Annotated in this window: 20 protein-coding genes; 10 read left to right on the top strand and 10 right to left on the bottom strand. The window is 36.0% G+C overall.

Annotation, left to right across the window (positions count from 1 at the left end; translation table 11 throughout):
- Positions 1-135: 135 nt before the first annotated feature.
- The 3 genes from AC51AA_RS00725 to AC51AA_RS00715 all read right to left on the bottom strand — a co-directional run bounded on the left by AC51AA_RS00725 (position 136) and on the right by AC51AA_RS00715 (position 6,187).
- Positions 136-1,044 carry a metallophosphoesterase family protein gene (locus AC51AA_RS00725; RefSeq protein ID WP_500703829.1) on the bottom strand — a complete coding sequence of 303 codons (909 nt, stop codon included), beginning with the start codon at positions 1,042-1,044 and terminating at the stop codon, positions 136-138.
- Positions 1,045-1,161: 117 nt separating this feature from the next.
- The gene (locus tag AC51AA_RS00720; RefSeq protein WP_500703828.1) at positions 1,162-2,934 is read right to left on the bottom strand and encodes a RagB/SusD family nutrient uptake outer membrane protein; all 1,773 of its coding nucleotides are present in this window, start codon (positions 2,932-2,934) and stop codon (positions 1,162-1,164) included.
- Positions 2,935-2,977: 43 nt separating this feature from the next.
- Complete coding sequence (locus AC51AA_RS00715) at positions 2,978-6,187, bottom strand: SusC/RagA family TonB-linked outer membrane protein (protein WP_500703827.1); 3,210 nt, start codon at positions 6,185-6,187, stop codon at positions 2,978-2,980.
- A gap of 590 nt (positions 6,188-6,777) precedes the next feature.
- Between AC51AA_RS00715 and AC51AA_RS00710 the strand changes: the two genes are divergently transcribed.
- Positions 6,778-7,284: a GNAT family N-acetyltransferase gene (locus AC51AA_RS00710; protein WP_500703826.1), complete on the top strand. Its 507-nt coding sequence runs from the start codon at positions 6,778-6,780 to the stop codon at positions 7,282-7,284.
- A gap of 161 nt (positions 7,285-7,445) precedes the next feature.
- Here AC51AA_RS00710 and AC51AA_RS00705 read toward each other — a convergent pair whose 3' ends face one another.
- The 3 genes from AC51AA_RS00705 to AC51AA_RS00695 all read right to left on the bottom strand — a co-directional run bounded on the left by AC51AA_RS00705 (position 7,446) and on the right by AC51AA_RS00695 (position 9,612).
- Positions 7,446-7,829 carry a DUF3037 domain-containing protein gene (locus tag AC51AA_RS00705; protein WP_500703825.1) on the bottom strand — a complete coding sequence of 128 codons (384 nt, stop codon included), beginning with the start codon at positions 7,827-7,829 and terminating at the stop codon, positions 7,446-7,448.
- Positions 7,819-8,601, bottom strand: coding sequence for a HipA family kinase (locus tag AC51AA_RS00700; RefSeq protein ID WP_500703824.1), 783 nt, complete (start codon positions 8,599-8,601; stop codon positions 7,819-7,821). Before AC51AA_RS00700 ends, AC51AA_RS00705 begins: the two co-directional genes overlap by 11 nt.
- A 162-nt stretch (positions 8,602-8,763) precedes the next feature.
- Positions 8,764-9,612 carry an NAD(P)H-hydrate dehydratase gene (locus AC51AA_RS00695; RefSeq protein ID WP_500703823.1) on the bottom strand — a complete coding sequence of 283 codons (849 nt, stop codon included), beginning with the start codon at positions 9,610-9,612 and terminating at the stop codon, positions 8,764-8,766.
- 277 nt (positions 9,613-9,889) lie between these two features.
- Between AC51AA_RS00695 and gcvT the strand changes: the two genes are divergently transcribed.
- The 3 genes from gcvT (at position 9,890) to AC51AA_RS00680 (ending at position 14,173) form a co-directional block, all read left to right on the top strand.
- Positions 9,890-10,972 carry a glycine cleavage system aminomethyltransferase GcvT gene (gene gcvT, locus AC51AA_RS00690; protein ID WP_500703822.1) on the top strand — a complete coding sequence of 361 codons (1,083 nt, stop codon included), beginning with the start codon at positions 9,890-9,892 and terminating at the stop codon, positions 10,970-10,972.
- Positions 10,973-11,228: 256 nt separating this feature from the next.
- Positions 11,229-13,259, top strand: coding sequence for a S41 family peptidase (locus AC51AA_RS00685; protein WP_500703821.1), 2,031 nt, complete (start codon positions 11,229-11,231; stop codon positions 13,257-13,259).
- Positions 13,260-13,459: 200 nt separating this feature from the next.
- Complete coding sequence (locus tag AC51AA_RS00680) at positions 13,460-14,173, top strand: YebC/PmpR family DNA-binding transcriptional regulator (protein ID WP_500703820.1); 714 nt, start codon at positions 13,460-13,462, stop codon at positions 14,171-14,173.
- 360 nt (positions 14,174-14,533) lie between these two features.
- Here AC51AA_RS00680 and AC51AA_RS00675 read toward each other — a convergent pair whose 3' ends face one another.
- The 3 genes from AC51AA_RS00675 to AC51AA_RS00665 form a co-directional block, all read right to left on the bottom strand.
- Complete coding sequence (locus tag AC51AA_RS00675) at positions 14,534-15,442, bottom strand: LamG domain-containing protein (protein ID WP_500703819.1); 909 nt, start codon at positions 15,440-15,442, stop codon at positions 14,534-14,536.
- A 373-nt stretch (positions 15,443-15,815) separates the two neighbouring features.
- Positions 15,816-16,856 (bottom strand): cysteate synthase, encoded by a 1,041-nt coding sequence (gene capA / locus AC51AA_RS00670; RefSeq protein ID WP_500703818.1) that lies wholly within the window; start codon positions 16,854-16,856, stop codon positions 15,816-15,818.
- Positions 16,857-16,926: 70 nt separating this feature from the next.
- Positions 16,927-19,062 carry a S9 family peptidase gene (locus AC51AA_RS00665; protein WP_500703817.1) on the bottom strand — a complete coding sequence of 712 codons (2,136 nt, stop codon included), beginning with the start codon at positions 19,060-19,062 and terminating at the stop codon, positions 16,927-16,929.
- A gap of 67 nt (positions 19,063-19,129) precedes the next feature.
- Between AC51AA_RS00665 and AC51AA_RS00660 the strand changes: the two genes are divergently transcribed.
- On the top strand, positions 19,130-19,450 hold the full coding sequence (locus AC51AA_RS00660) for a YbaB/EbfC family nucleoid-associated protein (RefSeq protein ID WP_500703816.1): 321 nt from the start codon (positions 19,130-19,132) through the stop codon (positions 19,448-19,450).
- A 99-nt stretch (positions 19,451-19,549) separates the two neighbouring features.
- Here AC51AA_RS00660 and AC51AA_RS00655 read toward each other — a convergent pair whose 3' ends face one another.
- Positions 19,550-20,569 carry a threonine aldolase family protein gene (locus AC51AA_RS00655; RefSeq protein ID WP_500703815.1) on the bottom strand — a complete coding sequence of 340 codons (1,020 nt, stop codon included), beginning with the start codon at positions 20,567-20,569 and terminating at the stop codon, positions 19,550-19,552.
- A 151-nt stretch (positions 20,570-20,720) separates the two neighbouring features.
- On the opposite strand from AC51AA_RS00655, the gene prfB reads away from it, so the two are divergent.
- The 5 genes from prfB to AC51AA_RS00630 all read left to right on the top strand — a co-directional run bounded on the left by prfB (position 20,721) and on the right by AC51AA_RS00630 (position 26,482).
- Positions 20,721-21,819 (top strand): peptide chain release factor 2 gene (prfB, locus tag AC51AA_RS00650; protein WP_500703814.1). Its coding sequence is split into 2 segments (ribosomal slippage): positions 20,721-20,783 and positions 20,785-21,819, totalling 1,098 coding nucleotides; the frame shifts between segments, so codons are not numbered across the junction.
- Positions 21,820-21,917: 98 nt separating this feature from the next.
- Positions 21,918-22,364 (top strand): peptide-methionine (R)-S-oxide reductase MsrB, encoded by a 447-nt coding sequence (gene msrB, locus AC51AA_RS00645; protein ID WP_500703813.1) that lies wholly within the window; start codon positions 21,918-21,920, stop codon positions 22,362-22,364.
- 696 nt (positions 22,365-23,060) lie between these two features.
- Positions 23,061-24,059, top strand: coding sequence for a UDP-3-O-(3-hydroxymyristoyl)glucosamine N-acyltransferase (gene lpxD, locus AC51AA_RS00640; protein WP_500703812.1), 999 nt, complete (start codon positions 23,061-23,063; stop codon positions 24,057-24,059).
- A 250-nt stretch (positions 24,060-24,309) separates the two neighbouring features.
- On the top strand, positions 24,310-25,938 hold the full coding sequence (locus tag AC51AA_RS00635) for an acyl-CoA carboxylase subunit beta (RefSeq protein WP_500703811.1): 1,629 nt from the start codon (positions 24,310-24,312) through the stop codon (positions 25,936-25,938).
- A 121-nt stretch (positions 25,939-26,059) separates the two neighbouring features.
- Positions 26,060-26,482, top strand: coding sequence for a DoxX family protein (locus AC51AA_RS00630; RefSeq protein ID WP_500703810.1), 423 nt, complete (start codon positions 26,060-26,062; stop codon positions 26,480-26,482).
- Positions 26,483-26,537 lie beyond the last annotated feature (55 nt).

Genomic DNA, 26,537 nt, shown 5'->3' with positions numbered 1-26,537 from the left:
GTTGGTTATAGTACATATTCCTATCAAGCCCAAAATTTAATACAAAAAATTGCATCGATTAATAGAAATCAATCGATGCAATTTAACAAAAATATTTTAATCAAAAACAGCTCACCCCTTGATTCAGTTACCTCCTTAATAGGTATGAGGTATATATTCGTTCACCAATGTTCCGTCTTCGTATAAATCCAGAATGGCATAACCTGGAGGTGTTTGCTTGTAATAGGTTTTACCAGCAGAATCTTTATCTCCTTCGCCCCACCAATAACCACTCATGGCACCATTACAGTAATAATGCACATTGTTATAAACAGCATTATCTAACAAATGCATATGCCCACTAAAACAATGGATTCTTTTGTCCTTGTGTTTGTAAAAAATATCACTTATATATTTGGAATCCGAGTGATTGCCACCTTCAACATGTGTACATACCGCAAGGATAGGAAAATGACTCATACAAATAACGGGCGTTCCATTTGGAATCGACGCCAAATCTTTTTCGAACCATTTGCGCTGTTCTTCATCTAAGGTAGTCCCACTATTATTACTGTCCAATATTACAAAATGCCAACCCTTTTTATCAAAACTGTAGTAACGATTAGGAATCCCTAATTGCTTCACCACATGGTCTTTCCCATACATAGGATCTTGTTTGTTCGGAGCAGCCCACCACATATCATGATTACCAAGACAACTATGCAGTTCATATTCACTTATGGTCTTAATGGTTTCATTCCATGCTTTCCATTGCTGATTTACTTTTTCACGTGTTATATCCCCGTAATCAGCTGCCATTATAGAATCACCTCCATTAAGAAAAAAGTCAACGTTAAGTGTTTTTATGTGTTTCAAACATGCTGTAAAGCGATTAGAAGCATCACCCTCCGCCGGAAGATGCACATCGGTAATATGCGCTATACGCAACACTCTTTTTCCTTTTTTCTCCACTTTCTTTTCTGCAGCAGACACTACAGAAGTTGCCCCTAGGGCTACTGCACCAACACCCAATCCAAGGCATTTCAACAATTCTCTTCTTTTCATATTATTTATATTCTTAATTCGAGACCAACGAAAATCCTTTTATTTTTGTTTTATAACATTTTTCATTGGGCTCTTTTATACTTATTTCTTTTTAATTCACATTAGATACAGCCAATATTACCACCCAAATATTTGCGTCAAATTTTTATTCAAGAACACTTCGTGTGCCGGTATTGGTCGGTAATAATATTTAGGCTCCACAAAATTGGGAACAACAGCAGAAGTCACCATATTACCTGAAGTTCCATTGGATAAGAAAAGGCTCGCCGATTGGTCTCCAATAAGACCCGCTTTGTAATAGATCAATGCAATACCTAGTGAATTTACTTCTTTTGGAGAAGGAATACTTTCACTGCTGGAAATAATTTTAATATCTTCAACTCCATCTCCTGTCATATCGTATTTTCCAAGACCTGGGAAATACATCCCTATAGGATTTTTTTCTAAAATTTTACCCGCCTGCCATCTCATCAAATCGTCAAATCTTAGTGCCTCCATAGCATATTCTACTCTTCTTTCTCTTCTGATCTCTAAAATAACCCCTTTATTTGCACCCGCTACATTCGGAAAATCTGCCGCTAAACTTGAATCAATATTGCTATTGGCCAAAGTCATATTCAAGTTAGGAAGCCCTACTCTTTGTCGCAATTGATTTACTGTTATATCCAGGTCATTTTGAGATAAGGCTCCCAATTCTGCTAAGGCTTCAGCATAAATCAATAATACCTCAGCATATCGATAGACGGCAACATCCGTACTGGAATTCACTACACTATTGTTAAATCCTTTTAACTGGTGGTACCCTGTGAAATTTTTATTTAGATTTTGGATATAAGGAGTTGTACTTCCCGCCTTAATAAAACCTGGGTAAGCAAAAGTTTGAGCAAGTCTTGGATCTCTGTTTTCGAACTCTTTTACATAAGTAAAAGTATTCGATCCTGCTTGATCCAAAAATTTAGTTCCATCAGCCATTAGATAAGAATCTAGAAGAGATTTGGAAGGACTTTGTTCATAGTCACCAAATACATAGCTATCTCCTCCTGGTTTTCTTAGCTTATCATCGTATACATTTACCAGTATCGCTTCTGAAATCGTGGCCAAAACATCCGTTTGATACAAGGCAGCATAATCCGTTTTTGGATGACCTGTATTGTAGATTTTAAATTTTCCGGAATCCATGATCTCTTTGGCAGCATCTCTTGCAATTTCTAAAAAGCGATTAGCAGTACCTTCTAATTTTAATTCTGGATGGTATTTTCTGTACGTCCCTTCGTGCAAGGCTATTCTCGCTTGTAACACTAAGGCTGACCATTTATTAATATTCCCCAAAGCAACATCTGTTTTAATGTTTTTTGATGCAAACTGGATATCACTAATGATACTGTCTACTACCATCGCTCGAGGATCTCTCGGCTTAAATAAAGCCTCATCCGTTACACCCAAAGTACTAGAATACCATGGTACATCTGAATAGCGTTTTACTTTTGAATAATAGAACTCCGCTCTATAATATTTAGCCAATCCTTTAAAATGATTTTTTAATTCTGGAGTAATACTCGCTTTAGAATAGTTTTCCAAGAAAAAATTAATATCTCTTAATCTCGTCCAAGTCCAACCACTTGTTATGTTCTCTGCATTTGGCGTTCCTGTAGTAATGGTTTTGATTTCAACAGCTGCTGTTGTTGCTGTATTGTCAGTTCCCTGATCCCCTGAAAAAAGACCCGTTCCTGCCACGGAATGCAATCCATTAATGTACAATTGCAAATCGCTTTCAGAGTTAAAGAAATTTTCTTTAGCTATAGACGATTGTGGATTGGTATCCAAAAAATCGTCTGAACAGCTCACCATAAAAAGGGAGCAAACGGCTAATAATAAGGAAGTATATTTCATTAGTTTAATTATTATTGTGTTGTCTTGTAATCTATTGTATAATTTAAAAAGTTGCATTCATACCCACTGATAACTTACGGTTAAATGGATAAGCATATCCACTGTCTCCTGTTGCTTCTGGATCAATGAATTTTTTGATTGCTGACCATTCGTATATATTTTCACCCGTAACATAAAAACGAAGTTGAGAAATCCTTACTTTACGTACTAATTCACTTGGGATTGTATACCCTAGGGTAATATTTTTCACTCTTAAATATGCTGCATTCAACAAGTATTTGGTTTGTGGAATGGCAAGTCCAGCACCATAATTTGCATCAGCCAACCAACTTTGTAATACAGGATACTGCGGATTTAAATTCGCATCCGCTAAACCAGCATTGATATACGATTGTGAATGTTGTGCTCTTAGGGCATCACTGTCGGCTGCACCTCTATAGAAATCTAATAGATGTGGGTACATATTGGCATAAGGCTGTTGGTAAGGTCCCCAGAAAAGGTAATTACTTGGGTAATAATCTCTTTTTCCTACCCCTTGTAAAAAGGTACTTAAATCAAAACCTTTATAATTTACATTCATATTTACTCCAAATTGGTATCTCGCTTCTGAATTCCCAATCAATTTTAAGTCTTTTGGATCTTTAGACGATTGTCCTTTTGTGATTTTTCCATCTCCATTTTGATCCACATATTTTGGCCATCCCGGAACAATTGACAAAGCTCCCCATGGAATTATAGCTGATTCATCTAATTTTTTAATTTCCTCTGCATTGGCAAAAAATCCGTCGTTTTCCAATCCCCATATTTCACCAATTTTTGCTCCTTCTCTATAACCTGTAAAAAGTAAGTCATCATTTTTATATTTGGTGATGGTCGTTTGGCTATCAGACAGTACTAGCGATGCTCCAAAACCTAATGGACTTCCTCCTAAATCTGCACTGCCATTGTACGCTATACTAAGATCCCATCCTTTGTTTTGAAGATCCGCAGAATTACTCTTAGGTACAGTTGTTCCCAATACCCCAGGTAATTCTTGACCTGGAATTAACATTCCCATCGTCTTTCTGACATAATAATCAAATGAAGCATTTAAAGCCCCTTTGAAAAAACCTAAATCCACTCCGAAGTTCGTGTTGTTTACTTTTTCCCAAGTGTAATTATTTTGATCCACATTCAATCCTGGAGAATAAACCGTCTTAGGATATTCCCCATTAATAAGATATCCGGATTGTCCTGTTGACATTGAATTGATATACCCATAATCTCCAACACTTTGGTTTCCTAAAGAACCAGAAGAAACCCTGAATTTTAAATTACTCATAAATCCAATATACGGTTGTAAAAATTCCTCTTTACTAGCAATCCAGGCAGCGGATACCGAAGGAAAAAAACCATATCTTTTTCCGCTTGGGAATCTTGATGAACCATCGCGTCTTCCATTAAATTCTACAATATACTTTTCGTTAAAAATATAATTTAATCGCCCAAACACACCTGTTACAGCCCAATCTGAATAGCCCCAACCTACCGTTTGTTCTCCAGTTGCCAATCCTAAGTTAGGAAGAGATGACGAAATCAGTTTATCTCTGTTGGCTGAAAAATTCTCAAATTTATTCACCTCTTTATTATACCCCATCACCACATTGAAACTATGTTGGTTAAACGATTTAGTATAGGTAGCATAAAGATTTAAAACACTGTATTTATTCTCTGCTAATGATTCATAGGCAAAATCTGAATCTGTCACCTCCCTTATGTCTTTAGGACCATAACCAATTTTATATTTAGTACCATCAGAATGAGATCTAAGATAATTTTTCTGATAAGTATGTTCTCCTGTCAATTTTAATGCTTTATCAAAAAACGTTAAATCAATTTTATTTGTCGTCTGCAAATTAGTGGTATTACTTCTTGAATTCCCTCCATCAATCATACTCGCTGCAGCTCTACCTGCATCTGTATTGGCCCAAGTACCGTCTGGATTTTTCGCCACATCTGTTGGTTTTAAGTTGTAAACTCTAGTAAGATTATAAGTAGGATTTTCTCTGTCCGCAAATGTTAAGAAAGTATTGTTTTCTAATTTCATCCACTCATAAGGAGTAAGTTGCATTTTTGAACGTAAAGCATTACGCGTCCAAGAATCCGTCGCTAACTTATTTAATCCATTTTCAAGTGTATGGTTACCTGATAAATAATAATTAAAATTCTCCTTTTGTCCACTTATAGAAACATTATGATTTTCTGAAAAAGCAACATCATTAAAGAAAAATTTATTCCAGTTTGTATTTCCCATATACTGCCATTTATCAGGATTCTGAGGATCCAATCGTACACTTGGCAGGGAAGGATCATTTGATCGATCTCTGGCCCAAGCATAAGTCTCATCAGAAAAATTCACATAATCCCAAGGAGTATTATTGGTAGCCGTATCCAATAATCTTGAAAAAATATACGGATCCGTGATCGGTTTTGGTGTAATGGTTGGTTTGGACCAAATAAAAGAGTTCGAATAGGTAATTTTATTTTTACCTCCTGTTTTAGTAGTAATCAATAACACCCCAAAGGCTGCTCTGGCACCATAAATAGCCGCAGAAGAGGCGTCTTTTAATACCGATATAGACTTAACGTCATCAGGATTCATTCGAGTTAGATCTCCCTCTGAAGACGGAACACCATCAATCAAAATTAATGGACTACCTCCATTTATAGACGTATAACCACGAATGTTGATTTTTGCACTTCCTCCTGGAGCACCACTAGCAAATGTAATATTCAAATTGGCTACTGTTCCTTGAAGACTTTGTGAAATATTTGCCGTTGGACGGCTTTCTAATTTTTTCATGTCTACTGTAGCCACAGATCCTGATAGGTTTTGTTTTTTCTGAGTACCGTATCCAACCACTACAACTTCATTTAGGTTATTGGTTGAACTCAGTCCTATACTCAATTGTGTTTGATCCCCAATAGTGATCTCTTTTGTTTTATATCCCACATAGGAAACCAACAATACATCCCCCTTTGATCCTTTAATTTCAAATTTCCCATCAAGATCGGCCACAACTCCCTTGGAAGTTCCTTTTACTGCAATAGTAGCACCTGGTAAGGTCTGTTTTCCCTCCGCATCTACCACAACACCCGAAAGTGACTTTTCTTGTGCCCAACCAGCATGGTTGATAAGCATTACAAAAACCAGACTAAAGATGGTTTTGGTTAACATTCTTACTGAAAAGTAAGTTTTCATTTTCTGTTTCATAAGTAATTGTAAATTTTAATCTCGGTTTTTAGTTAATAAGTTTTTAATTACAAAAAAATCGTTGTCGAAAAAGCTAAATCAGTCATTATTTTGATCGGGCAAATATTTATTTTATTTACTTTCCGCGATTAACAGATTCGTTATTTAATTGTTACATTAACATTACTAAAGCCAGCTTTACATTACAAAAATTATCCTAAATTTGATTTAAAAATCTTACAATTAAGCCTCGTAAAAATAGGCAACAACCAAATTAGGCTATGCTAGTACAGTAAAGAGATAAGACCAAATAATGGCTCGTTTTTTTGAAGTAAAGGGCGAAGAAAATTCGGTCAATAATACCTAATGTTAATTTTATGCTAATATTCATAAAACCAAAAAAACAGCAAACCAGCAGAGCCTAAAACGATTTAGGTACTCTCCGATCCTGCACTTTTCACTCCAATGGAGTAAACAGCCAAATCGAGCCTAAAAAAGTGAACAAATTTTTACAAATTAATGAAATGACTGTTTTAATCCTTATCAACAATTTGTAATTTTACTCCTCTTAGATCATTCAACGTACTTCAATTATTACAACATCGCATACCATGATTACAAAAGCAACTTTACATGATATTTCCGCATTAAACGTATTAATCAATTCGGCTTATAGGGGGGAAACCTCTAAAAAAGGCTGGACTACGGAAGCTAATTTGTTAGCAGGAAAGAGAACCAACGAAGAAGAGTTGACCCAAACCCTACTAGATCCAAAAAATACGATTCTGAAATATAGCCAGAACAATCAAATCATTGGTTCGGTTTTGCTTGTTGAGAAAGAAAATCAATTGTATTTGGGAATGCTAACGGTTTCCCCAGAATTGCAAAATAGTGGAATTGGAAAAAAACTATTGGCTGAAGCCGAAAATCAAGCCAAAGCATTGGGCTTGTCGAGTATTATTATGACCGTTATTTCGGTTCGTGAAGAGCTTATTGCGTGGTACAAACGCCACGGCTACGTGGACACAGGCAAAAGAGAAGCCTTTCCACAAAGTGATATTCATGTTACCATCGCAGAAGAACCCTTGGAATTTATTTATTTGGAGAAACAAGTCTAGTCATTAACCTGAAAAATTACAAGATTTCTTGTTGAAATGAAATACAAAAACAAAGTCATCAAGGCACAAAGTCTACTTGACTCTTTCCCTTGACGACTTTTTACCTTGTTTTACTCTAATGCTATTTATCTTCATCGAAATTTACAACACTAGCCCCTTTTTTACAGCACTAGTTCAGTAAACAATCGCTGAACTGTTTTCTCTAAATCCTGACACAATCCAGGATGTGGTCTTGAAGTTTGTATGGCTGAGCTACGAATGGCTGTCAACCAACGAAAACGAGAAGGAATGTCCATCTCCCCTATTGGACCACCATCTTTGGCACCGTTGACTATTTTTTCTAAAGAAGTTAAATTGCACTCCAATTGTTCAATATCAAAATCGTTTGAAAGGGCCTGAATTCTGGCTTGATCAATATGAAAAAGTACTTTTATAAATTTGGCTTTTTTGCAAAATAAAATGATTCCTATATTAAGGAATTCTTCGCGTTCTACCCTTGGTACTACACGAATTACGGCATACTCATATAAGTGACTATCTTGCATTTTGGGCCTGGTTTACAAAGATTTCTGAATGGTTTAATCGGGTCTGCAAAAATTGTAAATACACCTGTCGCAATGTTTCAGGCGCTTCATCGGTATCTTCCCATTGAAGCCAGTCCTCTGGAATCGAATCTACAATTTCTACTAGAATTTCAGGTGTCAAAAGCGCTTTGAATTCGATATCAACCTCGTTTAGAAGTGTCGCTTGTGGCAACAAAACATGATCCTTAATCAAGGCAAACGGACTCTTAGCATGTTGCTCCCAATTGTTCCATGAATGATGAAAATACAAACAGGCACCGTGGTCGATTAGCCATAATTCTTTATGCCAAATCAACATATTGGTATTTCTAAATGTTCGATCTACATTGGTGATATAAGCGTCTAACCAAACGATTTGTGAGGCTAATTTAGCATCCACTGTTGTTACAACCGGATCAAAGGTAATGGCTCCCGATAAGAAATGCAGGGCTAGATTTAATCCTTGACTGCCTTGTAGTAAATCCTGAATTTCTTCATCACCTTCACTTCGTCCAAACGCTTCGTCTAGATGAGCGAAAACCAATTCTGGAAGTTGCAATTTTAAAGCTTTGGCAATCTGTCCCCCAACTAACTCGGCTATCAAAGCTTTTACACCATGACCGGCTCCTTTGAATTTTAAGACATATTTAAAATCATCGTCGGCTTCTGCCAAGGCAGGTAAAGAACCCCCTTCGCGCAAAGGCGTAATGTAACGTGTAACATTTACCGTTCTGAGATCGAAATTGTTTTTCATAAGCAGTATTTACTGAGCTACAAACTTACGATTTTTGATTGTAGAATGTGTAATGCTACTTTTAGATTCACACCCTTTCTCTAGCTCTACGAGCAAATAGGATCGCCTTTTTGCTAAAAACACAAAGCTAGCAAAGCCTCAAACGCTACGGATCACCAACTCTTATTTTCCTAATTCCAAAAAGGCTTTACCTAAATTAGCTATAATATCCGAAGCGATGAAAGATTGATATCCTGTTTCTGGCAAGGCAATATCGGCGGTTAATCCATGTAGGAAGACCCCCATTTTCACCGCATATTTAGGCTCATAGCCTTGCGCTAATAAACCTGTCAGTATTCCCGTTAGGGTGTCACCACTTCCTGCAGTGGCTAAAGCTGCATTTCCGGTACTGTTTTCATAAATGGCGGTTCTATTAATAATATAAGTTGGTGCCCCTTTCATCACGACAATCACTTTATACTTTTCGGAGAAGGCTACCGTTTTTTGAAACTTCTCTGATTCTGTATTCCATTTACCGATCAAACGTTCTAATTCTTTTGGATGTGGCGTTAAGATGGAGTCTTCCGGAACTAAACTTAACCACGATTGATTTTCAGCTAAGATATTGAGAGCATCGGCATCTAAAACTAAGGCTACTGTATTGATTCTAAAAAACTCAAACAAGGCTTTTTGAGTAGCTAGTTCCTTTCCTATGCCGGGACCAATTCCGATTGCCTGAGGGATTATGGGTAGATGAATATGAGTGATCGTGTTGACATTCTCATCGGTGACCACCATTACTTCGGGAATCGAGATTTGAAGGATTTGATAACCGCATTTTGGCACAAAAGTAGTAACTAATCCACAACCTGATTTCAAACAGGCTTTGGATGCTAAAACAGCTGCTCCTATTTTTCCATAACTTCCGGCAATAATCACTGCATGACCTTGAAGACCTTTATGAGTTAAAGGATTTACTGGCTGATAAAATTTCAGTACTTCTTCTTTTGTAATTAAAAGCGGCTCTTTCATTGCAGTGATATCTGCCCTAAAGTTACATAAAAAACAAAGAAGAAAGTCTTACACTTGCTCTTAAAGCACTTACTTTGATTATGGACCTATGTCCCTATATTTATGGCGTTTGCTCAGCTTCATTTGCCACAACATCCCTTTTCTAATACAGATATTGAACAAAAGATCTAGCAAATAGCAAGAAAGACCTCCTTATCATTGCGAAATTTATAATTTAGAGTATCTCTTTTCGATATTTTTTAAATAAATTTGCGACACAATTTTATAAAACAACACAATGAAAAATACTGCACTTACGCACATACATGAGAGTTTAGGAGCTAAAATGCTACCTTTTGCTGGTTATAATATGCCAATCACTTACGAAGGTATTAATGCTGAACATGAAACAGTTCGTACTGGTGTAGGCGTTTTTGACGTTTCGCATATGGGGGAATTTTTGTTAACTGGGCCAAATGCTTTGGCATTGATACAAAAAGTAACTTCAAACGATGCTTCTACTTTGACAATTGGAAGAGCACAATACTCTTGTTTGCCAAATAATGAAGGTGGACTTGTGGATGATTTGATCGTTTATAAAATGAAAGAAGAAGAGTATTTACTTGTTGTAAATGCTTCAAATATTGAAAAAGACTGGAATTGGATTTCTTCGCACAACGATTTGGGAGTTGAAATGAAAAATCTTTCAGATGATTATTCCTTATTGGCTATTCAGGGACCTAAAGCGGTTGAGGCCATGCAGCCTTTGTCTTCTATAGATTTAGCTGCAATTGCCTACTATCATTTTGAAGTAGCTGATTTTGCCGGTTTTAACGATGTGATTATCTCTGCGACAGGATATACTGGTTCAGGTGGATTTGAAATCTACTGTAAAAATGCTGACGCTGAAGCGATTTGGAACAAAGTTTTTGAAGCTGGAGCTCCTTACGGTATTAAACCAATTGGATTAGCTGCTCGTGACACTTTACGTTTAGAAATGGGATTCTGTTTATACGGAAATGATATTAACGATACCACTTCACCATTAGAAGCTGGTTTGGGATGGATTACAAAATTCACTAAGGAATTTACGAATTCAGAAAACCTTAAAAAACAAAAAGAAGAAGGAGTTACTAAAAAATTAATCGCTTTTGAAATGCAAGAGCGTGCTGTACCAAGACATGATTACGAAATTGTTGATGCTGCTGGTACTGTGATAGGAGTGGTAACTTCCGGTACTATGTCTCCATCTTTAAATAAAGGAATTGGTTTAGGATATGTTACGATAAACAATAGCGCTGTGGATAGCGACATTTTTATCCGAATTAGAAAAAATGATGTTCCTGCTAAAATCGTAAAACTACCTTTTTACAAAAAATAAATTTTAAAAACCACCCTTGTGGTTCTTTAAATACCTCAAAAATGCATTGCACTACAAGTTGTGATGCATTTTTTTTGTCCTTATAGTAAAACGATTTCAGAAATCAATCCTCCACCTAAAATACTTTATTTCCATTTAAAAGGGGTATTTCTATCGACCAGACAAATCCGTTGCTTCCTCCTATTTTTAAAGCAAAATATGACACAATATCAAAAAAATAAACGTAATTTTAGTGTACATCACTATTTCTTGATTTATGAAAAAAATTTCACTAGTATTTTTACTGACTACAAGTGTTCTATTTAGTCAAAATAGCGACAAAACATGTGAAATACTAAACAAAATAAATACACTTATTCAAAGTGAACACATTAGACCAAAACCGGTAGACGATAGTTTATCGGTTTTTGTTTTTGATCACCTCATCAATGAATTAGATCCCTCTAGAAATATTTTTCTTAAAAGTGAGTATGACCAGCTGTCCCAAAAATATCGTTATCAATTAGATGATTTTGTATTGCAAAATGATTGCAGTTTTTTAACAGATATCACTTCTCAATACAAAAACAACCTGATCAGAACCAAAGCCATATTAGAAAAAATACAAAGTGAATCCATCGATTATACCGTTAAAGACACCATTAGATTTTATAAAAAATCATTTCCGTTCTATCTTAAGAAAGAAGATCTCGAGAAAGCTTGGCTGAAAAAACTTCGGTATCAAATTTTAGATGATATGGTGGAAACAAGTGGCAATCTAGATTCGATCAGAACCCATTTTCCCTCGATGGAGGCCAATGCTAAAAAAGCCATTTTGACCAATGAAATTTGCAGAATAAATACACTATTAGAAACTAAAATTTCCCAAGAAGAAAAGCTTTATGACTTTTTTTGCACCTATTTCGATCCGCATACCGCTTATTTTAGTGATGACTCTAAATCCAGTTTTGTCGCTTCCTTATCTAAAGAGCATTTGTCACTTGGAATGACGGTTAATCTGAATGAGAAAAATGAAATTATTATAGCAGAGATTGATCCAAATGGTCCTGCTTATCAAACTGGGCAAATTAAAAAAGGCGACCAAATTGTTTCCATCTCCAATCAAAAAGATACCCTACACGTTTCTTGTTCTTCCTTAGAATCCATTTCAACCATGATTTTATCTGAAGCCAACAAAAGTATTACCCTGACCCTAAAGCGTAACTCAGGAAAGAATTTTGATGTTTTTATCGAAAAACAGGTCATGAAAGACGAAGAGAATTCTGTTTTTAGTTTTATGGTGGGAAAGGATAGTAAAATTGGGTACATAAAAATCCCAAGTTTCTATGCCGATTTAGACCAAAACAACAGAAAAGGCTGCGCAGATGATGTTGCTCGAGAAGTGATTAAACTAGAAAGAGATAATATGAAAGGCTTGGTGATTGACTTAATCGATAATGGTGGAGGATCGATGGAAGAAGCGATCAGATTAGCCGGTATGTTTGTCGACTATGGTCCGATTTCCATTGTTGTCGATAACAAGAAAAACCAAGCTGTTGTAAACGATCCTTATAAAGGCATGATCTACAAGGGGCCAATTGTCATTCTAATAAATAGCAATACCGCTTCTGCAAGCGAGTTTTTTTCGGCTATACTACAAGACTATAACCGCGCCTTACTACTAGGCAGCACTACACTTGGGAAAGCCACTATGCAAACTATAGTTCCTCTTGACGAGGACAAATCCACCGATTTTTTAAAAATTACTATTAATAAATTTTATCGAATTACCGGTAAAAGTCATCAATATATAGGAGTTACTCCCGATGTAATTCTTCCTGAGTTTTATGAAAATGTGTATCAAAAAGAAAGTGATTTCCCGACAGCCATTAAAAACGACAGCCTTAGTCCCTTTTTAAGATACAAACCGTATGTAAAAAGAAATCTCATCAATACGTTAGCTAAAAGCAGCACCCAACGATTGTCTAATAATGATTACTTTAATAATATTAAGAAAATCAATGTGAAAATTGACCAATTGGCCAATACACCCAAAGCTGAAATTCCAGTGACTTTAGAGGCCGTTTTTAAACAACAAAAAGACATCAATTCCCTTTGGATCGAAATTAATAACTTCAATAAAGAAGATAACCCCTTAGATGTGTACAATACTACCGTAAATCAATTTTTATTGGGCGTATATCCTTCAGAAAAAACCATCAATCAATACCAAATGGACAATCTAAAGACCAATCCTTATTTGAATGAAGCCGTAAATATTATCAATGAATTTAATGCCTCAAAATAAGAGGAGTCTTCGCTAGTTTGCCATTTTTTTGAACATTAGCCCAAAACAGAACCGAATCTCAGGTTAATTAGTCCGTAAACACTTTGGGATTAAACAGTCACAGCAACAAGTACTACAACTTAATTTAAAAAAGAATAGAATTTGATTTTGCAAAAATAAGGAATAACCGTATTTTTGCATCTCAAAATAAAAAATTAGTAATGGGAAGAGCGTTCGAATTTAGAAAAGGAAGAAAAATGAAACGTTGGTCAGCAATGGCTAAAACATTTACCCGAATTGGTAAAGATATCGTTATGGCCGTTAAAGAAGGTGGTCCTAACCCAGATGCCAACTCTAGACTAAGAGCCGTTATACAAAATGCAAAAGCGGCCAACATGCCTAAGGACAATGTGGAGCGCGCTATAAAAAATGCAAGTAATAAAGATACTGCCAACTATAAAGAAATTTTGTTTGAAGGATATGCTCCTCACGGAATTGCAATTTTGATTGAAACTGCCTCTGATAACAATAATAGAACTGTAGCCAATATCCGTAGCTATTTCAACAAATGCAACGGAACAATGGGAACGCAAGGTTCTGTTGAGTTCATGTTTGACCATACCTGTAATTTTAGAATTGCTAAAGGGAATCTTGATCCTGAAGAATTAGAACTTGAATTAATTGATTTTGGTGCAGAAGAAGTTTTTGAAGATGAAGACGGAATCTTAATCTATGCCCCTTTTGGAAGCTTTGGAGCCATACAAAAAGAATTAGAAAATAGAGGACTAGAAATCTTATCTTCTGGTTTTGAACGTATTCCACAAATCACCAAAGAACTTACCGAAGCTCAAATAGCTGATGTTGAGAAATTAATCGAAAAAATCGAAGAAGACGATGACGTGATGAACGTTTATCATACCATGAAAGAGGAATAACATTCTCTTTTTTTATAGATCAAAGCTCTGGATTTTTTCAGGGCTTTTTTTTTATAAAGCATCTTAAAAAAGCATCTCCATTGAGGCCAATTCAAATAAACTCTTATATTTGTCTATCACCTATTACAATTAAATTTAAAAAAGCATTTTATGAGAACATCAAAATACACTCGATACGCGGTTATTGTTTTGGTCGTTTTATTTGTGGTTCTTAGCGTTATCAGCTAACCACAAATCGAACTGGCAGTACACTAAAAAAGCCTTCTCAAATTAGATTTAAGAAGGCTTAAAATTATTCTAACGAAATAATTTATACTAAAGCAAAAAAAACAACAATTTATATTGAACCAGAATATCGTCTTAGTTTGTCGCCGTTGTTTTTGACGAGGCAGCTGTTATTTTCAATAAGTACGTCCCGGCTGGCAAATCACCAATACTAGACACATCAGTCGTTATTTTTTGACCTTGAGAAAATACCTCAACTTTTTTTCCTGAACGGATTTCATTTCCGCCATCTGAAGACATGGCTTTCCCCTGAGAAGCAGTTACGCCTTTTTTCACTGATTGATCCGTTACAGCAACTTGTATAGGTGCTACGGCAATGCTATTGATCGATTTTGAACTTTGATAGAGTTCCTTAACTTGCTGCTCTGTCAAAGCAACATCATATATTTTTAGATCATCCACATCAGCATCAATACCAACAGTGGTGTTTACTTCACCCAATCTAAAAATATTCCCTTTGGTAAAGCGCTTAATTCCGTCTACAGCTTTTAATAATTCTCCGTTGCGATACATTTTAGAAACAGTTCCATCAAACGTTACAGTATAGTTATACCAGGTTTCTTTGGCTAAGGGAGTCATAACAATTACATCATTAGAAGCGCCCCAACTAGCAAGACTTAAGTCTGATTTTGACGAACTCGTCCCCTGTTGCAATAAACCAAAATATTGTGCATTGTATGCAGTTCCATATCCCCAAATATAATTTGGTGAAGCAATAGCATTAAATTTAACCCAAATAGACACGGATCTTGCCTTATTCTCTTGAGGAAGATTAGCCATAACAGCCTCCATTGCCTTATTAGAGAGTCGTTGAGCCGACTTGGAATTCCCCATTCGATCATTAACAAAATTATTTGTACCCATGAAGGAAGTGGTGTTCTGGGTATTATTTAAGGATCCGTCGAAGGTAAACTCCTGAATAGGCTTTTGAGCATTAACAAGCCAATAACTTACAAACAGTAATGTGAGTAGTATTCTTTTCATAATGGTAGGTTTAGCGGGCACTAAAAAAACAAGGCGTTATTTTAACACTACTAAACTATATTATTATGCTAGTGAGTAAAAATATTCCCGTCAACTTACCTAAATAATCGTTTAAATAACCAAAATCATCATTCTAAACGAAAAAAAACAGCTGTATGGATTCTATATTATTCTTAAAAAACTAAACATATCACAACCAAAATAAAAAATTCCTACGTATAACTACGTTTTTTTACACACAAACTAACAATATATGCGATTTCAATAAAACAGTTTTGAATGTTTAAACAGTTTAGTTGAACCCTCTTAAAAAAGAAAAAAAAACTCCAGACAAAATTGCCTGGAGTTACTTATAACTGAAAAGTATTTCTACTTATTTTACAAATTCAATTTTTTGAACTTCTTCTTCATTGATACTATCAAAAAATCCTTGTTCATTCATCCAATCATCGCTAAATACTTTACTCATATAACGAGAACCATGATCAGGAAAAATAGCAATCACATTACTCTCTTTAGTAAACTCACCTTCTTCCGCATACTGCTTAATTGCTTGCATTACAGCACCCGATGTATATCCTACGAATAAACCTTCTTTACGAGTAACCTCTCTAGCAGAATGAGCACTCTCTTCATCGGTTACTTTCATGAATTTATCGATAATATCGAAGTCTGTAGCTGATGGAATCAAATTTTTACCTAAACCTTCAATACGGTATGGATAAATTTCTTTACTATCAAATTCTTTTGTTTCGTGGTATTTTTTCAATACAGATCCAAAAGCATCCACACCTAGAATTCTAATATTTGGATTTTGCTCTTTTAAGAATTTTGCTGTTCCAGAGATTGTCCCTCCAGTTCCGCTACACGCGACAAGGTGCGTAATTTGTCCTTTAGTTTGTTCCCAAATTTCAGGACCTGTACTGTTATAATGCGCATCAACATTTAATTGATTAAAATATTGATTGATATAAACCGACCCTTTCGTTTCTTCGTGCAGACGTTTAGCGACATTATAGTATGATCTTTCATCATCTGCAGAAACATGAGCAGGACAAACATATACTTTTGCTCCTAAGCTCCTCAGCATGTCAATTTTATCTTTCGATGATTTTGAACTTACAGCCAATATACAATTGTAGCCTTTTATAATGCTGACCATTGCCAAACTAAAACCTGTATTACCAGATGTAGTTTCGATGATGGTATCCCCTGGAGATAATATTCCTTTTTTCTCCGCCTCTTCAATAATATATAACGCTATTCTATCTTTTGAGGAATGACCCGGATTAAAAGCTTCTACCTTTGCGTAGAAATTTCCCTCTAACTCTTCGGTGATTTTATTTAGCTTAATAAGTGGGGTGTTACCTATTAATTCTAAAACATTATTATAAGCATTTATTTCTTCTTTCATAAAAAAATAGTTAATCAAAGGCATTTTAAAATAACCTCGATAGGTTGCAAATTTAACAAAAATTTTCTAATTAGCTTTTAATTTTTTCTAAATCTAATAAAAAACTAAATTCTTTTGCTAAGTCTTTTAAAGCCTCAAAGCGTCCAGAGGCGCCACCATGTCCTGCATCCATGTTAGTATCTAAAAACAAAAGATTCTGATCTGTCTTCATATTCCTTAACTTGGCTACCCATTTAGCTGGCTCCCAATACTGTACCTGAGAATCGTGCAATCCTGTAGACACATACATATTTGGATAATTTTGAGCTTTTACATTGTCATAGGGTGAGTAGGACAACATATAATCGTAATATTTTTTATTATTTGGATTTCCCCATTCGTCATACTCTCCAGTGGTCAACGGAATACTATCATCAAGCATTGTTGTAATCACATCCACAAAAGCCACCTGAGCAATAACTCCGTTATACAATTGTGGAGCTTCATTTACAATAACGCCCATCAAAAGTCCTCCTGCGGATCCACCTTCTGCATACAAATGTTCCGGGGAAGTATATTTTTCATTGATGACAAATTTAGAGCAATCAATGAAATCTGTAAAGGTATTTTTCTTTTTTAACAGTTTTCCATCCTCATACCATTGCCTTCCTAAGTCCTCACCCCCTCGTATATGGGCGATTGCGTAAACAAATCCGCGATCTAACAGCGAGAGCCTAGTGGATGAAAAATAAGCATCCATAGTAATTCCATAAGAACCATATGCGTAAAGTAACAGTGGATTTTTACCGTTTTTCTGCAAGCCTTTGCGATAAATCATCGAAATCGGCACTTTAGTTCCGTCGGTAGCCGTAGCCCAAACACGTTCTTCCGTATAATTATTTTTATCAAATTTCCCCCCTAAAACCTGTTGCTCTTTTAAGACTTCTTTGGCTTTAGTTTTCATATTAAAATCAATCACCGACGAAGGAGTTGCAAGGGATTGATAGCTATAGCGTAAAACATCCGTATCAAAATCAATATTAGTGGTGGTATAAGCACTATAGGTCTCACTTCCAAAAGGCAAATAATAATCTGGCTCCTCATTCCAAGGCATGATTCGAATATGATTCAAACCATTTGAGCGTTCTTCCACAACCAAATAATTTTTAAAGATCTCTATATCCTCTAACAAAACCTCTTCTCTATGTGCAATAACATCTACCCAATTTCTTTTCCCTGTTTTATTCTCAGGGGTTTTCATCAACTTAAAATTAGTTGCTTTATCTTTATTGGTTAAGATATAAAACGAATCTTCAAAATGGGAAATACTGTATTCCAAGCCACGAACACGAGGCTGAAACACTACAAACTCCCCGTCTGGAGTATCCGAATTCAAAATTCTATATTCTGTTGTTAAGGTACTTCCTGAACCGATAACAATATATTTTCTTGATTTTTCTTTACTGATCGAAACATTAAAAGTATCGTCCGTTTCATTAAAAACCAAAACATCAGCAGTAGTCTCTGTATTCAATTTATGCCTAAAAACTTTGTCTGCTCTTAGCGTAACCTCGTCTTGTCTGGTATAAAAAATAGTATGATTATCATTTGCCCAAACTGAGCCTCCAGTAGCATTCTCAATTTTATCCGACAGTATCTCTCCTGTTTCCAGATTTTTTATTTGAATGGTATAAATTCTCCTCCCTACTATATCCACTCCAAAACTAGCAAACTTATTATCCGGACTTACACTTAAACCTCCTAGTTTAAAATAGGCATGCCCGACAGCCATCTCGTTACAGTTGAATAAAACTTCCTCATCTGCTGTAAGACTTCCTTTTTTTCTGGCGAAAATGGGATAATCTTGCCCTGTTTCAAAACGCGTTATATAAAAGTACCCATTATAAAAATAAGGAACCGACGAATCATCCTCTTTTATCCTGCCCTTCATTTCTTGAAATAAAGATTCTTGAAGTCCTTTAGTATGAGCAGTCATGCTTTCATAATAGGCATTTTCTTGATTCAGATAATCAATAACCTCAGGGTTTTCGCGGTCGTTCAACCAAAAGTAGTTATCAATTCGGGTTTCTTTATGTTTTTTTAATGATTTCGGAATTATTTTCGCTTGTGGAGCAATGATATCGTTTTGCATTGATTGAGCATTAATTTTTATATAAGAAGCAGCAAAAATAACACAAACACAACAGAAGAGAATTAATTTTTTCATAAAATATTGTATTGTTATACTACAGCAATACACTAATTTTGTATGAAATAATTTAAAAATCAACAAAATGGATTTAATGGGAATGATGGGCAAACTTAAAGAAACCCAACAAAAAATTGAAGATACAAAAAAGCGCTTAGATACCGTTCTAATTGACGAACAAAGCGCTGATGGGTTATTGAAAGTGACATTAACAGCTAATAGAAAAGTAACCTCAATTTCGATTGACGATGCATTATTAGAGGACAAAGAACAACTAGAAGATTACTTAATTGTAACCCTAAATAAAGCAATCGAAAAAGCAACAAACGTGAACGAAAGAGAATTGGACGCTGTTGCCAAAATGGATATGCCAATGATTCCAGGAATGGACGACTTGTTCAAATAGTCCACTTAAAGAATACTAAAAAGGTTCAAAGTTTACGCTTATGGCAAAAACTTTGAACCTTTGAATTTTAAGACTCTGAACCTTGTCTTTTTTCAACCTTTAAAACTTAGAAAGCGTCTCCAATACATAGGTGTGCATGACTTCTTTGTAATCCAAATGCGTTACGATACGCAATTTATTAGGTCCCATTGAACTGATTAGGATATTTTTTTGTTTTAATTTTTCAATCAAGAGTTGATCACTATAATTTTCAGCTAGTGAGAAAATCAAAATATTAGTTTCTACAGGCTCTATCGAGGCTATCCATGGCTTTTTACTCAACATTAGCGCAATTTCTTTGGCTCTGCGATGATCTTCAGCCAATCTTTCGATATTATTAGCCAAGGCGTACAAACCTGCAGCGGCCAAATAGCCAACTTGACGCATCCCTCCACCCAATATCTTTCTGATTCTCAACGCTCTACGGATATCTACTTCACTTCCAAGCAAAATAGAACCGATTGGCGCCCCTAATCCTTTTGACAAACAAACTGAAATTGTATCGAAAATAGCACCAAATTCTTTCGGATTTTGTCTTTTCGCTACCAATGCATTCCAAATTCGAGCTCCATCTAAATGAAATTTCAAATTATTAGCATCGCAAACTTTCTTTATTTCTTTTAGATCTTCTAATTCATAACAAGCTCCCCCTCCTTTATTGGTTGTGTTTTCCACACAAACCAAACTCGTTAGCGGACTATGGTAGAACTCTGGATTATTAATGGCGGCAGCTACTTGACTAGCAGTTATCATTCCTCTATTCCCATCGATCAAACAGCAAGAAACCCCACTATTAAAAGAAACCCCACCTCCTTCATAATGATAAACGTGTGCATACTTGTCGGCAATTAATTGCTCACCAGGTTGCGTATGCAATTTGATAGCCGTTTGGTTAGCCATAGTTCCCGACGGAAAAAAAAGTCCCGCTTCCATACCAAAAAATTCAGCCACTCTCGTTTCTAACTCAATAACTGTTGGATCTTGCTTGTATACGTCATCACCCACTTGGGCATTAAACATATATTGTAGCATTTCATAGGTGGGTTTGGTAATGGTATCGCTAATTAAATTTATTTCCATATTCTAAAAACTATATCTTATTTTTGTACAACAAAATTACGTATTACAAATAGTTATTCTGAGCAAGTTTTAATAAATTTTAACTTGTATATAACCTTAGAACCAAATTAACGTAATATTTACAAAAAACATATAAAACTATTATTAATTTATGACAACTACCGAACAAATAAAAGGTATTGTGGAGCGCCTTGGTGCGTTGAGGAGGTATCTTTGACGTTGATGCCAAACTAATCGAAATTGCTAACGAGGAAGAAAAAACCTTTGCACCCGACTTTTGGAACAATCCTAAAGAGGCCGAAATCATTGTAAAAAATCTGCGAAACAAGAAAAAATGGATCGAAGATTACAACAAAGCCATCGAGCTTACTGATGAGTTACAACTAGCCTACGATTTTTATAAAGAAGGAGAACTTTCTGCAGAAGAATTGGACGAGCACTATCATACCACGCAAGCGCATATTGAAAACATCGAGTTCAAAAATATGCTCTCTGACGAAGGGGATAGCTTAAGCGCTGTAGTACAGATCACCGCTGGTGCTGGTGGAACTGAAAGTTGTGATTGGGCAGGTATGCTAATGCGTATGTACATGATGTGGGGGGAGAGTTACGGCTTTAAAATAAAAGAGTTAAACTTTCAAGCTGGTGAGGTTGCAGGTATTAAAACCGTTACCTTAGAGTTTGAAGGCGATTATTCTTTTGGCTATTTAAAAGGAGAAAACGGCGTGCATCGTCTGGTTCGAATTTCACCTTTTGACAGTAATGCCAAACGTCATACCTCATTTGCCTCTGTTTATGTATACCCCCTTGTGGATGACAGTATCGAAATTGACATCAATCCTGCTGATATCGAAATTACCACTTCTCGCTCTAGTGGAGCTGGAGGACAAAATGTAAATAAGGTAGAAACAAAAGTTCAATTGGTTCACAAACCAACTGGAATTCAGATTCAATGTTCTGAAACACGATCGCAACAAGACAATAGACAGCGTGCTATGCAAATGTTACGTTCTCAATTATACGAAATTGAGTTAAAGAAACAACAAGCCCAGCGTGCCGATATTGAAGCTGGAAAAATGAAAATTGAATGGGGTTCGCAAATACGCAATTATGTGATGCAACCTTATAAATTAGTAAAAGACGTTCGTACCGGATACGAAACCAGTGATGTAGATGGCGTGATGAACGGAAACATTGACCCTTTCCTAAAAGCCTTTTTAATGATGATGGGCCAAAAAGAAGAAGAATAACATTTTTAGACTCTCATTTTCAGTCTTCGTTTTACAAAAAACCCAGACTGAAAATAGAGGCTACTATTGAAAACTAAATTAAACTAAAGCTATTGGTTATGATTAAATGGGCAGACATCCTTCATTTTTCAATGAAAGGCAATCCAACTCCGGACAAAAAAGTAGAAAAAACAGCAGAAGAATGGAAACAACTTCTAACAGCTGATGAATATCAGGTAACGCGTCTAAAAGGTACCGAAAGATCCTTTAGCTCCGAACTCTGTAGTTTATTTGAACCTGGGATTTATGCTTGTAAGTGCTGCAACACCTTACTTTTTGATGCCAGAGAAAAGTTCGAGTCAGGAACAGGTTGGCCTTCTTTCACTCAACCCATTCAAGAAAATGCCATCGCCTACAATGCGGACAAATCATACGGGATGATTCGCGTAGAAGTGGTTTGCAATAGTTGCGATGCTCATTTAGGTCATGTTTTTCCAGACGGACCCGAACCAAGTGGCTTGCGTTACTGCATCAACGCCATATCCTTAACCAAAATCAAAGAATAACAATAGTATCTTCTATGCATAGAACGGAGCCGGGATCTTTTTACAACATCTCCAATCCGCTCTATGTTCAGAAGAAATTAGACCACCACTGACACTTCAATTTACACCAAAAAAAGGCCATACACTTTCGGCCAATTCCCAAAAAAAAACAGCTAGCCTCTCTATTATCCCTAAAAGTTCTCTTACTAATATTTTGACTGCCGAAAAAAAATCAACAAAACCAGTCAAATTACATCAAACGGTCTCTACTTCTTTTCCTCCTTTTGCCGCAAACTTCTCTAAAAAAGAGCAGCACAAAATCCACAGCTGAATCCACCAAAAAAATAGATCCTTTAAATATTTTTTTCTTATTTCCTTATCTAACTTGCAGTAAATTCAAGGCTTACTCCTTTTAATTTCATCTTTCCAACCAAAGTCATTATCGTGATAATCAACAAACTGACACCTATTCTCCAGGTAAAATCCAGTTAAAAATACCACGATCTACATTTCAAAACAACCTTCATAATCAGTACTTAAGAAAGTTTCGCAATTTAGAAAAACAGCAATAAATTAATACTTTTTATGTTAATTTTACAACTTTTAAACCATTAGAGCTAGCAGTCTTTGCAAAACCTCTAAAAAATATTAGGTAATTTAAATCTAATTGATTTTATTTGGCTAGAAATAACCCCTCAAGCAATTAAATTCATTTCAATGAAATCCTATTCCATTCAAGAAATTAATGAAGTTATCAATGGCGTAATTTACGGCAGTACTTCGCAAAACATAACAGCAACAGAACAATTAGAAAAAGCGACAACTTCAGAAATTTCATTTATAGGCAATAAAAAATACGAAAAATTTTGGTCCTCTTCAAATGCTTCTGTAGCAGTGGTTAATGAAGATATTTCTATAGAGCCTGGTGAGAATCGCGCCTTTATTAAAGTAAAGAATGCAGATCTAGCCATGTCTCAAATTTTAGCACTCTTTGCCCCACCTACTCCCATATTTCACACAAACATCCACAAAACAGCAACAGTAGACGAAACGGCCATAATCGAAGATGGTGCCCGTATTGGCGCAGGTTGTTATATTGGACCCAACGTAAAGATTGGTTCATACACTACCATTTATCCTAATGTCACCATTTTAGATGAATGTACTATTGGTAAAAATACGATTATCTGGTCTGGAACGGTGGTTCGTGAACGTTGTCATATTGGTAACGATTGTATTATCCACCCTAATGCTACCATTGGTGCAGATGGTTTCGGATTCCGTCCTTGTAAAGAAAAAGGTTTAGTTAAAATTCCCCAAATCGGAAATGTTATTATTGGTAATGGAGTCGAAATCGGCGCCAATACTTGCGTGGACCGTGGGAAATTTAGCTCGACTGTACTTGGAGACGGCTGTAAAATTGATAATTTAGTACAGATTGGACACAATAGCAAACTAGGTAAGTTTTGTATTATGGCCGGAAACAGTGGACTAGCTGGTTCTGTAACCTTAGGAAATGGTGTCATTATTGGTGGCAGTGCCTCGATAAAAGACCATACCTCTATTGGTGATGGTGCTATTATTGGAGCCGGTTCAGGTGTAACAGGTGATGTTCCTGCAGGAAAAACAATGTTAGGATATCCAGCAGTCGAAGCACGTGACGCCCTCAAACAATGGGCCCTTTTAAAGAGAATGGTTGGCGATTCAAAAAAATAATTTAGTACAAAATAGATCCTAAAAACAGAAGCTTGCTTCTGTTTTTTTTTGTTTACAACAGTTTCTAATACTCGGTCTGCGCAACAGTAAAACCATGATGTACTACTTCTTCTTCTTTGTACACAGAAAATACTTTAGAATTAAAGTCTCCCTAGCTCTTTTTTTATTTTAGTGCATGCTTTTTTTTGATGTGGGTTTCAATTGATTTCGTAAATTAGCCAACACTATTTTGAAAAAACACTACTATCTTATGGATTTAAACTTCAATAAAAACGAAGATCACAATAAACTGTTACTTTCCGACCTAAAACAGAAATTTTCCAAAGTAAAACTAGGTGGAGGCGAAAAACGCATAAAAAAATTACATGCTGAGGGCAAAATGACCGCCCGCGAACGCATTGATTATTTATTGGATGAAAATGCTAAAAGTATTGAAATTGGGGCCTTTGTTGGGGAGGGTATGTATGCCGAACACGGAGGCTGTCCTTCAGGTGGAGTGATTGTAAAAATAGGATATATTAAAGGCAAACAATGTATAGTGGTTGCCAATGATGCAACTGTAAAAGCAGGTGCTTGGTTTCCCATTACCGCTAAAAAGAACCTGCGCGCACAAGAAATCGCAATGGAAAACAGAATTCCCATCATCTATTTAGTCGATAGCGCTGGGGTGTTCTTACCGCTCCAAGACGAAATTTTCCCAGATAAAGAACACTTTGGTCGTATTTTCAGAAACAACGCCCAAATGAGCAGCATGGGAATCACCCAAATCTCTGCCGTAATGGGTAGCTGCGTAGCTGGTGGAGCCTATTTACCCATTATGAGTGATGAAGCATTAATTGTAGAAAAAACAGGAAGTATTTTCCTGGCCGGAAGTTATTTGGTAAAAGCGGCTATCGGTGAAACCATAGACAATGAAACTTTAGGTGGCGCGACCACCCATTGTGAAATTTCAGGTGTGACGGATTACAAAGCAAAAGATGATGCTGATGCATTAGACAAAATAAAAAATATTGTGGACAAAATAGGCGATTACGACAAAGCAGGCTTTAGCCGCATCAAAGCCGAACAGCCCACTTTAGACCCCAAAGATATCTACGGAATTCTTCCAAAAGCCAGAAATGAGCAATACGACATGATGGAAATCATTCATCGTTTGGTTGATAATTCTGAGTTTGAAGCCTATAAAGAAGGATACGGTAAAACGATCATTACCGGTTATGCTCGTATCGATGGTTGGGCGGTAGGTATTGTGGCCAATCAGCGCAAAGTAGTCAAAACAACCAAAGGAGAAATGCAATTTGGAGGGGTAATTTACTCCGATAGTGCAGACAAAGCCACTCGCTTTATAGCCAACTGCAATCAAAAGAAAATTCCCTTAGTATTTGTGCAGGACGTAACGGGCTTTATGGTCGGATCCAAGTCCGAACATGGCGGTATCATCAAAGATGGTGCTAAAATGGTTAACGCTGTGAGTAATTCAGTGGTTCCTAAATTTACCGTAATCGTTGGGAATTCTTATGGAGCAGGAAATTATGCGATGTGTGGAAAAGCCTATGATCCAAGATTAATTTTTGCTTGGCCAAGTGCAGAATTAGCCGTAATGGGTGGAACACAAGCTGCAAAAGTTTTGGCTCAAATTGAAGCTTCTTCACTAAAAGCTAAAGGAGAAATCGTTGATCAGGAGAAGGAAGCCGAACTATTCGATAAAATTAAAGCGCGTTATGACGAACAAACTTCACCTTATTATGCCGCTTCCAGATTATGGACAGATGCCATTATTGATCCTTTAGACACGCGTACTTGGATTTCTATGGGGATCGAAGCCGCAAACCACGCACCCATTCAAAAACCATTTAATTTAGGCGTTATACAAGTATAAGGTATTGGGAACAACTAAAATTAGTTAAACAAACAGTAAAAAACTTATTTCCAACGGTTTAAAAATAAATATCTAATGAAAATTTAGTAACTTAGTATATTATTTTTAATCAAGTAGTATCATGGAAAATGTAAAAAATTTAAATAAATGGGCCAATTCGCACACTTATTTACCAGTAGATTTAGTACGTATTGTATTGGGTGTTTTTCTATTTATGAAAGGAGTTTCATTTGTAACGAATGCGCAGTATTTACATGATTTAATTTCACCAATTGACAAATTTGGAGGCGGCATGTTTCTTTTGCATTATATCGCGCCTGCCCACATGATTGGAGGTATTATGATTGTTTTTGGGCTACTCACCCGTTGGGCAATTGCAGCACAACTTCCGATACTATTTGGTGCAATTCTTATTAATTTCATGGGACATATGCACTCTGAAAGTCTAATTTTGGCCATAGTCGTCTTATTAGTTAGTATCTTTTTCCTAATTTATGGAGGCGGAAAACATACGGCAGATTATTATTTCAAAATGCAGCAATAACCTTATTTTATCCTCAACTCGAACAGTAAAATGTTGAGGATAAAATAATAACTTT

Source organism: Flavobacterium sp. OHVDL-2026-0007 (assembly GCF_059882335.1).
This window is presented reverse-complemented; position numbering and strand designations above follow the sequence as displayed.

Excerpts from the sequence above, each read along its gene's own strand:
- AC51AA_RS00655 (WP_500703815.1), bottom strand. The coding sequence starts at position 20,569 with ATGGAAATAAATTTAATTAGCGATACCATTACCAAACCCACCTATGAA.
- AC51AA_RS00715 (WP_500703827.1), bottom strand. The coding sequence starts at position 6,187 with ATGAAACAGAAAATGAAAACTTACTTTTCAGTAAGAATGTTAACCAAA.
- gcvT (WP_500703822.1), top strand. The coding sequence starts at position 9,890 with ATGAAAAATACTGCACTTACGCACATACATGAGAGTTTAGGAGCTAAA.
- AC51AA_RS00705 (WP_500703825.1), bottom strand. The coding sequence starts at position 7,829 with ATGCAAGATAGTCACTTATATGAGTATGCCGTAATTCGTGTAGTACCA.
- AC51AA_RS00660 (WP_500703816.1), top strand. The coding sequence starts at position 19,130 with ATGGATTTAATGGGAATGATGGGCAAACTTAAAGAAACCCAACAAAAA.
- AC51AA_RS00710 (WP_500703826.1), top strand. The coding sequence starts at position 6,778 with ATGATTACAAAAGCAACTTTACATGATATTTCCGCATTAAACGTATTA.
- AC51AA_RS00635 (WP_500703811.1), top strand. The coding sequence starts at position 24,310 with ATGGATTTAAACTTCAATAAAAACGAAGATCACAATAAACTGTTACTT.
- AC51AA_RS00675 (WP_500703819.1), bottom strand. The coding sequence starts at position 15,442 with ATGAAAAGAATACTACTCACATTACTGTTTGTAAGTTATTGGCTTGTT.
- AC51AA_RS00630 (WP_500703810.1), top strand. The coding sequence starts at position 26,060 with ATGGAAAATGTAAAAAATTTAAATAAATGGGCCAATTCGCACACTTAT.
- AC51AA_RS00725 (WP_500703829.1), bottom strand. The coding sequence starts at position 1,044 with ATGAAAAGAAGAGAATTGTTGAAATGCCTTGGATTGGGTGTTGGTGCA.
- AC51AA_RS00720 (WP_500703828.1), bottom strand. The coding sequence starts at position 2,934 with ATGAAATATACTTCCTTATTATTAGCCGTTTGCTCCCTTTTTATGGTG.
- lpxD (WP_500703812.1), top strand. The coding sequence starts at position 23,061 with ATGAAATCCTATTCCATTCAAGAAATTAATGAAGTTATCAATGGCGTA.
- capA (WP_500703818.1), bottom strand. The coding sequence starts at position 16,856 with ATGAAAGAAGAAATAAATGCTTATAATAATGTTTTAGAATTAATAGGT.
- AC51AA_RS00665 (WP_500703817.1), bottom strand. The coding sequence starts at position 19,062 with ATGAAAAAATTAATTCTCTTCTGTTGTGTTTGTGTTATTTTTGCTGCT.
- msrB (WP_500703813.1), top strand. The coding sequence starts at position 21,918 with ATGATTAAATGGGCAGACATCCTTCATTTTTCAATGAAAGGCAATCCA.
- AC51AA_RS00700 (WP_500703824.1), bottom strand. The coding sequence starts at position 8,601 with ATGAAAAACAATTTCGATCTCAGAACGGTAAATGTTACACGTTACATT.
- AC51AA_RS00680 (WP_500703820.1), top strand. The coding sequence starts at position 13,460 with ATGGGAAGAGCGTTCGAATTTAGAAAAGGAAGAAAAATGAAACGTTGG.
- AC51AA_RS00695 (WP_500703823.1), bottom strand. The coding sequence starts at position 9,612 with ATGAAAGAGCCGCTTTTAATTACAAAAGAAGAAGTACTGAAATTTTAT.
- AC51AA_RS00685 (WP_500703821.1), top strand. The coding sequence starts at position 11,229 with ATGAAAAAAATTTCACTAGTATTTTTACTGACTACAAGTGTTCTATTT.